This window comes from Streptococcus sp. HMSC061E03, assembly GCF_001813505.1.
Taxonomy (GTDB): Bacteria; Bacillota; Bacilli; order Lactobacillales; family Streptococcaceae; genus Streptococcus.
Genome location: NZ_KV812795.1, coordinates 1 through 260, shown reverse-complemented (window position 1 = coordinate 260; position 260 = coordinate 1). Strand labels below are relative to the sequence as shown.

Sequence of the window (260 nt, the reverse complement as noted above, 5' to 3'; positions counted from 1 at the left end):
TGAATCAACGACTCAGACTGGCTGGCTGAAACGGATTCTGACAGCTTTTTGCTCATCGAAATAGATTGTGACAAGGAAATCAGTTGAGAAACCACTTCCTCCGATCCAACCGCCGATGTTGACTGCGATTGAGACACAGAAATTGATCTAGATGCTAAATTAGATAAGGATACCGACTGACTCAACGAAACAGATTTCGAGGCTTTTTCAGACTCACTCTTAGATGCTGATGCTGCTTTTGATTGTGAGTCGGATTGACT

At 43.1% G+C, this 260-nt stretch carries 1 protein-coding gene; it reads right to left on the bottom strand.

The features are described from left to right. On the bottom strand, positions 1 to 260 hold a 260-nt coding region (locus HMPREF2917_RS11590; RefSeq protein WP_371106499.1), incomplete at both ends, for a hypothetical protein.